This window comes from Nonomuraea purpurea (genome assembly GCF_042650645.1).
GTDB classification, from domain to species: Bacteria; Actinomycetota; Actinomycetes; order Streptosporangiales; family Streptosporangiaceae; genus Nonomuraea; species Nonomuraea purpurea.
The window spans coordinates 60,998-70,238 of the sequence record NZ_JBHSBI010000049.1; the positions used below are offsets into that span (position 1 = coordinate 60,998).

Here is a 9,241-nt window from a genome sequence, read left to right on the forward strand (position 1 = left end):
TCGTGATCGTGATCGCCGTCCTCTTTGTGGCCTTGGTGCTGGTTGCCCACTCTTACCTGTGGTACCGGCTGGTGCGCCGCACCACTGGGCCCGGGCGGGTGCGCAAGACGCTGACCTGGGTGTTGGCGGCCCTGTTCGTCGTTCTCGTGACGACGTTCGTGGGTACGCGCATGGGGCTGGAAAGCTGGGTGGCCTGGCCGGGGTTCATCTGGCTGGCGTTGATGTTCTACCTGGTCGTGTTCCTGGCCGTGCTGGAGGTCCCACGGGCGGTGGCCGGAGTGCTGCTGCGCAGGGCCGAGCGCCGTCAGGAGCCCGTCGCCGCGCCCGAGCCCGTCGCGGTCCCGGCGGGTGCGCCGGCACCCGTCGAGGAGGCGCCGGCGACGCCGGCTCCCGTCGCGGTCGCGCCGATGAGCAGGCGGCTGTTCCTCGAACGGACCACCGCCGCAGTGGCCGGCGTCAGCGCGCTGGGCACGGTCGGGTACGGCATGACGAGCGCGCTCGGCGACCCCGTGATCGAGCCGGTCAAGGTGGCGCTGCCGAAGCTGGACCCTCGGCTGAACGGCCTGCGGTTCGCCGTGGTGAGCGACATCCATCTGGGGCCGCTGACGGGCGTCGGGCACGCCGAGCGGATCGTCAGGATGATCAACGGGCTTGAGGCCGACGTGGTGGCGATCGTGGGCGACCTGGTGGACGGTTCCGTCGCCGAGTTGGGGGCGCTGGCGAGGCCGCTGAAGAGCCTTGAGTCACGCTATGGGGCATATTTCGTGACTGGTAACCACGAGTACTTCGCCCCGGAGGGTCCGGGCGAGTGGATCGAGGAGCTCGGAGAGCTCGGCGTACGCTCGTTGCGAAACGAGCGGGTCGAGATCCGGCACCAGGGCGCGGTGCTCGACCTGGCCGGGGTGAACGACCTGGGCGGCGCGGCCTCCGGCGACGGCCCCGACTTCGAAAAGGCGCTCGGCGGGCGCGACACCAGCCGCTCCACGGTGCTGCTCGCGCACCAGCCGGTCCAGGTGGACCAGGCCGCGCGTCACGGGGTGGACCTGCAGCTGTCCGGGCACACGCACGGAGGGCAGATCACGCCGTTCAACCTGGTGGTGGGGTTGCAGCAGCGGGTCGTCGCGGGGCTGGCCGAGGTCGACGGCGTGCAGGTGTACGTCACCAGGGGAGCCGGGTTCTGGGGGCCGCCGGTCCGCGTGGGGGCGCCGCCCGAGATCACGATGCTGGAGCTGCGGACGTGAATCGCGGACCTGACTTTCCGCGATCCGGTAGTCACGCCCTGCCATGTTGAGGTAGTATCCGAGCGGATACTTTTCGGAGGTGGGGCATGGCGTCTTCGCCCATGGAGACGGCGCTGGCGACCGAGGTCGCGCTCTGGGCCAAGCGCGGTGGGCTGCTGTTCAAGCAGGCCAGACATGCCGCGAGCATGAACCAGAAGGCGCTGGCCAGCGTGAGCGGCACCTCGCGCACCACGTTGTCGGCCTACGAGCACGGCAGGAAGTCGCCGACGCTGGAGACTGCGGGGCGCATCCTCGACGCGGCCGGGTTCCGGCTGGCGCTGGAGCCGAAGGTGGCCTTCACCGCCCGCGCGAGCGGGGGGCGCACGTTCCACGTGCCCAGCCGCCTGCCGCGGCTGCCGATCGCCGCGGCGCTGGGGGTTGTGCGGCTCGGTGACCGGGTCTACGATCTGGCCGACCGCGATGCGCGGCGGGCGGCCTACACCGCCCTGCTGTGTGAGGGTCTGCCCCAGGAACTGCTCGATCACCTCGACGGAGTGCTGCTCGTCGAGCTCTGGGATGAGCTCGCCCTGCCTGCGGACATACGCGCCGAGTGGTGGCCTTTGGTGGAAGAGGCCCGACACGAGGCCGGAGTTATGAATTGATGATGTTTTTGCGGTCCTATTCCACGTGGCTAACCTGCGCGCGAGCCCACGAACGTAATACCCTCAGCCAACGAGCGGCCGGAATATCCGCTCGGCTGCTTGTCTACCCTCTTCCGGTCAACACCTGGATACGCTGAAATCATGACTGTCCTTGGCGGACGCCGTCCGACACATGTGCTGGCCAATGCGCCGTTCCGACGGCTCTGGATGGCCATGTCGGTGTGCAGTCTGGGCGACTGGCTCAACCTCCTGGCGCTGACCGCCCTCGCGGGCAACCTCACCCAGGGCGACTACCGCGTGCAGTCGCTGGCCGTCGGCGGTGTGTTCATCGCCAAGATGCTGCCCGCCATCCTGCTCGGGCCGCTCGCCGGCGTTTTCGCCGACCGGTTCGACCGGCGGCTGACCATGGTGGCGGCCGACGTGGCCAGGTTCGCCGTGGTGCTGTCGATCCCGTTCGTCGACAGCTACCAGTGGATCATCATCGCGACGATCCTCGTCGAGTGCGTCAACCTGTTCTGGGTGCCCGCCAAGGACGCCACGGTGCCCAACCTGGTGCCCAAGGAGCAGCTCGCGTCGGCCAACCAGCTCAACCTGCTGGTCACCTACGGCACCGCGCCGATCGCGGCCATGCTGTTCGCGGCGCTGTCGGTGGTGGGCGACGTGATCACGGGGCTGGGCTCGTTCCCGCCCGAGCGGGGCGCCACCGACCTGGCGCTCTACGTGAACGCCTGCGCCTACCTCGTCTCGGCCATCCTGATCTTCACCCTCCGCGGCATCCCCAAGCGCGACGGGGCGATCTCCACGCCCTCCGTGCTCAAGCAGGTCATCGAGGGCTGGCGGTTCGTCGGCGGCAACCGGCTGGTGCGCGGCCTGATCATCGGCATGCTCGGGGCGTTCGCCGCGGGCGGGGCCGTGGTCGGCGTGGCCAAGATCTACGTCGAGGCGCTCGGCGGCGGCGACGCGGCCTACGGCGTCGTGTTCGGCGCGGTCTTCGCCGGCATGGCACTAGGCATGTTCTTCGGGCCCAGGCTGCTGCGCGAGCTGTCGCGGCGGCGGCTGTTCGGCCTGGCCATCACGGTCGCGGGGCTGGTGCTCGTGGCGATCGCGCTGGTCCACAACCTGGTGATCGTGGTCATGCTGACCGTGGTGCTGGGGGCGTGCGCGGGCATTGCCTGGATCCTCGGCTACACGCTGATCGGGCTCGAGGTCGAAGACGCGCTCCGGGGCCGCACGTTCTCCTTCCTGCAGTCCACCGCGCGCGTCACCCTGCTGCTGGTGGTCGCCGTGGCCAACCCGCTGGCCGCGATCTTCGGCGAGCACACGCTGGCGCTGGGCGCGTGGAGCTACCGCTTCGACGGCACCAACCTGGTCCTGGTGCTGGGCGGGGTCCTCGCGATGACCGTCGGCATCCTGGCGCTGCTGCACATGGACGACAGGAAGGACATCTCCCTGGCCGCCGACCTGATCGCGGCGCTCAAGGGCGAGCGGTTCCCCGCCGAGTCGCCCGAGCACGTGCCAGGGCTGTTCGTGGCCTTCGAGGGCGGCGAGGGGTCCGGCAAGACCACCCAGGCGCGGCTCGTGGCCATCTGGCTGCGTGACCAGGGCTACGACGTCGTCCAGACACGGGAGCCCGGCTCGACCAAGGTCGGCATGCGGTTGCGCGCCATCCTGCTCGACGCGGCCGAACGCGGGCTGTCGGCGCGGGCCGAGGCGCTGCTGTACGCCGCCGACCGCGCCGAGCACGTGGAGAAGGTGATCAGGCCCGCCCTCTACCGGGGCTCGCTCGTGGTCACCGACCGTTACGTCGACTCGTCCCTGGCCTACCAGGGCGCCGGGCGCTCGCTCGACCCGAAGGACGTCTCCAAGATCAACGCTTGGGCGACGGGCGGGCTGGTGCCCCACCTGACCGTGCTCATCGACACCCCGCCCGAGGTGGGGCTGACCCGGCTGGGCGGGGCCGCTGACCGGATCGAGTCGGAGCCGCTGGAGTTCCACGAGCGGGTGCGCAAGGAGTTCCGGGCGCTGGCCGCCGCGGCGCCTGAACGGTATCTCGTGGTCGACGGGACGCTGCCGTCTGAGGTGATCACTCGCCAGGTCCAGGATCGTATTCGCGAGATCCTGCCTGATCCGGTGCCTCGGGAGTCAGAAGACGTCACAGGCACGATGCCCGCGATCCGCGACTAGCCCCCGGTCCGTACGCCTGTGCGGGGAGGGCTCTGCGTTGCGGCGGTTGTGATTGGGTGGCTGGCTGTGGCGGGGGCGATCCGCGGCTAGCCTTACTCCTGTGACGGTTTTCGATGATCTCGTCGGGCAGGACCAGGCGATCGCCGTGCTGTCGCGGGCTGCGGCGGCGGCCGGGGAGGTCGTCGAGGGCGGGCGCGGGGCGGGCATGACGCACGCCTGGTTGTTCACCGGCCCGCCGGGCTCCGGCAGGGAGGACGCCGCCCGCGCCTTCGCCGCCGCGCTGCTGTGCCCAGACGGCGGCTGCGGCCACTGCGACCAGTGCCACCAGGTGCTGATCGGCTCGCATCCCGACCTGGAGTCGGTGCGTCCCGAGGGCCTGTCCTACAGCGTCAAGCAGACCCGCGAGCTCATTCTCCGGGCGGCCGGGGCGCCGACGCAGGGGCGCTGGCGGGTCATCCTGTTCGAGGACGCCGACAGGGCCACGGAATCGGCCGCCAACGCCCTGCTGAAGGCCATCGAGGAGCCGCCGCTCCGTACCGTGTGGCTGTTGTGCGCCCCCGCGCCCGACGACCTCATGATCACCATCAGGTCGCGCTGCCGCCTGGTGAACCTGACGACCCCTGCTGCCGACGCCGTCGCCCGTGTGCTGGCCACCCGTGACAGCGTGCCGCCGGACATGGCCAGGTTCGCGGCCAGGGCCGCGCAGGGGCACATCAGCAGGGCGCGGGCGCTGGCCATGGACGAGGGGGTCAGGCGGCGCAGGGAGGCGGTGTTGAGCATCCCGCGTTCGCTGACCGGGGTCGGCGAGTGTGTCTCTGCCGCCGAACGGCTGGTGAAGACGGCCGAGGAGGAGGCCGCCGCGGCCACCGCCGTGCTGAACGACAGCGAGACAGCCGAGCTGCGCAAGTTGTACGGCGAGGGGTCCACAGGCAAGGGGCTCAATCGGGGGCTGGTCCGGGGCGGGGCCGGGGCGCTGAAGGAGCTGGAGGACCGGCAGAAGTCGCGGGCCACCCGGATCAAGCGTGACTCCCTGGACGCGGCCCTGCTGGAGCTGGTGTCGTTCTATCGGGACGTGCTGGCCATGCAGTTCGGGGCCGGGGTCGAGCTGGCGAACGACGACATTCGATTCGATCTCGACCAGTTGGCCAAGTCCTCGACCCCCGAGGAGACACTGCGGCGAATCGATGCGATCATGCAGTGTCGCGAACGGCTGGCGGCGAACGTCAACCCGCAGATGGCCGTCGAGGCGATGATGCTGGCGCTGCGTCCCTGATCCTTTGGGAGTTTTTGTGGGGAGTGGTTTGGTTATCCGTCGGTCGTTATCGGGTGGGCTGGCGGTGCTCGCCGGAGCGGTGTGCATCGGTGGGCTGCCTGGCACGTCGTTTGCGGCGGGACCTGAGGTCGGGGTGTCCGAGGTCGCGGTGAGCGATGAGTGGGAGATCGCCGTCTTCCTGTGTGCTCCGTCCGTCGAGCTGTGCGAGAAGGAGAACGCCACAGAGCAGCAGAAGCAGGCGATTCGGGCGCTGCTGGAAGACCTGCCGGAGGTCACCGAGGTACGTTTCGTCGATCGGGCCAGTGCGTACAAGAGCTTTCGCGCGGACTTCGCCGCCAACAAGCAGATGCTCCAAGAGGTGCGCGCGAAGGAGATCCCCGAGTCGTTTCGGGTGCGGGTGCGGCAAGGGGCGGACCGGGAGCGGGTGCGGGATGCGGTCCTGAGCCGACCGGGGGTACAGCAGGTCATCGATGGGGCGGAGTATTACGGCGATAAATCGGCCATGGCCCGGGATCCTGATGTGAGCGTCTTTCTCTGTAACGAGGACTCGGAGATACCGGCCTGCAAGTCCCGCCGAGGTGGGGCAAACGGGAAGGCGACGACGTCCAAGGAGAAGAAGGCGATCATCACGGTGCTGAAGGGGGCGCGCGAGGTCAAATCGCACGTCTTCTGGAGCCGCGCTGCCGCATACCGGGACTTCGCCCGGACTTACAGCGACAAAGAGGCGTTCGTCAGCGCCACCAGAGTCTCGGATATGCCCGAGAGCTACCGTGTGACGATGCGGTCCGAGGTCGGCTGGAGGTCGGTGACGCGGAAGCTGGCGGGGATGCCTGGTGTGAGCCAGGTGTACAACCAGCGGTGTCAGCTCCTGAAGGTCAAGCTGCATGTGGAGTACGGGTTTTGGTTCGACATGGGAGACACGGGACGGCTGCGGGACAGCAAGGTGTGCGCGGCGGTCCGATGAAGGGCTGAGGGCCGGGCGGGCGCGTCATCAAAGGCTGAACGGACGCTCCCGCTCAGCGCTTCGCCCTCGGCACTCTGCCCGGCGCCTTGGCGCGTGATCCAGCCTCTGCGCTCGGCACCTCGCACCCCCGCAACCGGCTTCCTCCCCGCCGCGTTGTTCGCTCCCTCTCGCATCCGTGGGATCGTGACCGCTCCGCCCGCCACGTTCTGACCAGCACCCAGCACCCTTCAGCGATGCCAGCCATCGAAGGAAGGGGTGGGCGGAAGATAACGCTGTGACCGAAGCAGCAGACGAGGCCGCCAGACGTCTCTGTAACGTGGAAGTCGAACTACTCACCCAACAAGAGGCCCTGGCACGGCAGCGGGTCGACGTGGCGTCGATCTTCGCCGAGCACCACGTGGGCCTCGTCCGGTTGGCACTGATCATGGTCGGCGATCAGGCCACTGCCGAAGACGTCGTGCAGGAGGCGTTCGCACGCACCCATGCCGGCCGCGGCAGGCTGCGCGACGCCGACAAGGCGCTGGCCTACGTGCGCTCCGCGGTGCTCAACGGGTGCCGGTCGGTGCTGCGCAGGAGGGCGACGGTGTTCCGGCGGTCGGTGCCGTACGAGCCGCCCGTCTGGTCGGCGGAGAGCGCCGCGCTGATGGGAGAAGAACGGCGCGAAGTGCTGATCGCCATGCGCCGACTGCCGCGCAGGCAGCGGGAGGCGCTGACGCTGCGCTACTACTTCGACCTGGCCGACCAGGAGATCGCCGACACCATGGGGATCGGCGCGAGCACGGTCAGGTCCACGATCACGCGAGGGCTCGCGGCCCTCGGCCGAGCACTGGGGGAGGAATCGTGAACAGTCCGATGGAAGCCAAGCTCCGCGAGGCCCTTCAGGAGGCGGGGGCGACCGTCGACACCGGCACGCTCAGGCCGTTGCAGCACACGCAGCCGGAGCGGCGGCGGGTCCGGGTGGATTACCGACTGGTGGCGGCGGCGGTGGTCGTGGTGCTCGCGGGGGCGGCGACGGCCACGGGTCTGGGGGGTGGCCCGGGCGAGGACAGCGTCGTGGCGGCCAATCCCGAGCGGACCCCGGACGGTCCGACGGAAATGACCGTCTTTCTCTGCACGTCGAAAACGAAGGAGCCGAAGTGCTCCGGACGCGAGGCCACAGCCGACGAGGCGACGGAGGTCCGGGACACGCTGAAGCAGTCGCAAGGGGTCAAGGAGATCTTTTTCGTCGACCAGAGCACTGCCTATGACAACTTCCGGCGCGACTTCGCCCACAACAAGGCGGTGCTGGCCGCAGTCAAGATCATCGACATGCCGCCACAGTTCAAGGTGAAGTTCCAAGAGGGAGCAGACAGCATGAAGGTCGCGAAGACGCTGCTGGAATTGCCCGGGGTGCTGAGTGGCGCCAACGAGACCATCGACCTGTCGTCGGTGCTGAAACAGTCAGACCTCAGTGTCTTCCTCTGCAGCGATGGATCGGGCTTGCCGAATTGCGGTGGCAAGCTGACCCCCGGCGGCAAGAACAGCCCTTCCGAGATCATCAAGGGGGGCAAAGCAGTGACGAACGAGCAGCGAGACACCATCCGCAGGCTTCTCGAAACGATGCCCGAGGTCGAGAAGACCGTCTACGAGAGCCAGACGGACGCGTACGAGAGCTTCAAGAAGGCATACAAGAGCAATCAGGTGCTCCTGAACGCGACCAGAGTGGAGGACATGCCCAAGTCGTTCAGAGTGTGGCTGAAGCCGGAGGTCAAGTGGCAGAAGACGGTCAGCAAGCTGAAGCGGCAGCCAGGGGTCTCCAACGTCACCTACAACGGCTGTCTCGCCGTGCAGGGTGCTCTGGCGAGTAACTACGGTTTGGACCTGCCGGAGAAGAAGCTCTGCCCAAGCGGTAAGTGATCAGCGAATCCGCGCCGATACCCCTGACTTTCGGCCTGGGGATCCACGTAATGTGGCAAGGGAAGGCCGCTGAACCCCCTAGGCCGTCAGGAGGCGAGCTCGAGCCCATGGGAATGATCATGGCCGTGAGCTTCACCCGTTACGGGAGGCTCTACTACCTCGACCCCGGCGAGCACAGCCCCAAGGTGGGCGACAAGGTGCTCGTTCCCACGGACTCGGGTCCCGAGGTGGCTGAGTGTGTGTGGGCGCCGCAATATACGAGCGAAGACATCGACGGATTGCCGGTGTGCGCGGGGCCGGCGGGTGAGGAACATCTCTCCCGCGACGAGACCAACAAGCGGCGCAGGGCCGAGGCGCGTAGCGTGTCCAAACGACTGATCAAAAGGCACAGTTTGCCGATGAAGGTGGTCGGGATCGACTACCTCGACCAGGACAACGTCTACACCGTCTACTTTTCCGCGCCGCACCGGGTGGACTTCCGCGCCCTGGTCCGCGATCTGGCCCGCAACCTGCGGGCCAGGGTCGAGCTACGGCAGATCGGGCCCAGGGACGAGGCCCGCCTCCAGGGCGGCATCGGCCCCTGCGGCCGCGACCTGTGCTGCGCGACCTTCTTGAAGGACTTCGAGCCCGTTTCCGTCCGAATGGCCAAAGACCAGGACCTTCCAGTCAACCCACTACGGATAGCCGGTGCCTGCGGCCGGCTCATGTGCTGCCTGAAGTACGAGCACCCTCTGTACCAGGAGTTCCGCGCCTCGGCCCCCCGGGTGGGGGCGAGCGTGGACACCCCGCAGGGGTCCGGGACCGTGGTGGGGCACAACGTGCCGTCCGACTCGGTGGTGGTGCGCCTCAACGACGGCGGCCGGCGATGCGCTTGCTCGAAGGCCAGCGTGTGCAGTCCGCGCAAGGCGTACGACTCGACATACGGGAACTCGGGGGGCGAACCCGGCTAGCCCCGTTTTCCGCACGTGAGTGATCTTCAGCGAAGGTCTCGTGGATCGATGTCGAGGAGGTCCAGGAGATCAAGTTGGAGTGCGGTGGGTTG

At 68.3% G+C, this 9,241-nt stretch carries 8 protein-coding genes; all 8 read left to right on the plus strand.

Annotation, left to right across the window (positions count from 1 at the left end; all coding sequences use genetic code 11):
* Positions 1–2: 2 nt before the first annotated feature.
* The 8 genes from ACFOY2_RS51725 (at position 3) to ACFOY2_RS51760 (ending at position 9,149) form a co-directional block, all read left to right on the plus strand.
* Entirely contained in the window at positions 3–1,241 is a 1,239-nt protein-coding gene (locus ACFOY2_RS51725; protein ID WP_379535563.1) for a metallophosphoesterase, read from the plus strand.
* An 86-nt stretch (positions 1,242–1,327) separates the two neighbouring features.
* Positions 1,328–1,882, plus strand: a complete 555-nt coding sequence (locus ACFOY2_RS51730; protein ID WP_379535564.1) for a helix-turn-helix transcriptional regulator — start codon at positions 1,328–1,330, stop codon at positions 1,880–1,882.
* A gap of 141 nt (positions 1,883–2,023) precedes the next feature.
* Positions 2,024–4,066, plus strand: coding sequence for a dTMP kinase (gene tmk, locus ACFOY2_RS51735; protein ID WP_379535565.1), 2,043 nt, complete (start codon positions 2,024–2,026; stop codon positions 4,064–4,066).
* A gap of 100 nt (positions 4,067–4,166) precedes the next feature.
* Complete coding sequence (locus ACFOY2_RS51740) at positions 4,167–5,339, plus strand: DNA polymerase III subunit delta' (RefSeq protein ID WP_379535566.1); 1,173 nt, start codon at positions 4,167–4,169, stop codon at positions 5,337–5,339.
* Between the two features lie 133 nt (positions 5,340–5,472).
* On the plus strand, positions 5,473–6,303 hold the full coding sequence (locus ACFOY2_RS51745) for a permease-like cell division protein FtsX (protein ID WP_379535567.1): 831 nt from the start codon (positions 5,473–5,475) through the stop codon (positions 6,301–6,303).
* 274 nt (positions 6,304–6,577) lie between these two features.
* Positions 6,578–7,147 (plus strand): SigE family RNA polymerase sigma factor, encoded by a 570-nt coding sequence (locus ACFOY2_RS51750; RefSeq protein WP_379535568.1) that lies wholly within the window; start codon positions 6,578–6,580, stop codon positions 7,145–7,147.
* Complete coding sequence (locus ACFOY2_RS51755; protein ID WP_379535569.1) at positions 7,144–8,199, plus strand: permease-like cell division protein FtsX; 1,056 nt, start codon at positions 7,144–7,146, stop codon at positions 8,197–8,199. Before ACFOY2_RS51750 ends, ACFOY2_RS51755 begins: the two co-directional genes overlap by 4 nt.
* A 119-nt stretch (positions 8,200–8,318) precedes the next feature.
* Positions 8,319–9,149, plus strand: a complete 831-nt coding sequence (locus ACFOY2_RS51760) for a PSP1 domain-containing protein (protein WP_379535570.1) — start codon at positions 8,319–8,321, stop codon at positions 9,147–9,149.
* The last annotated feature ends 92 nt before the right edge of the window (positions 9,150–9,241 follow it).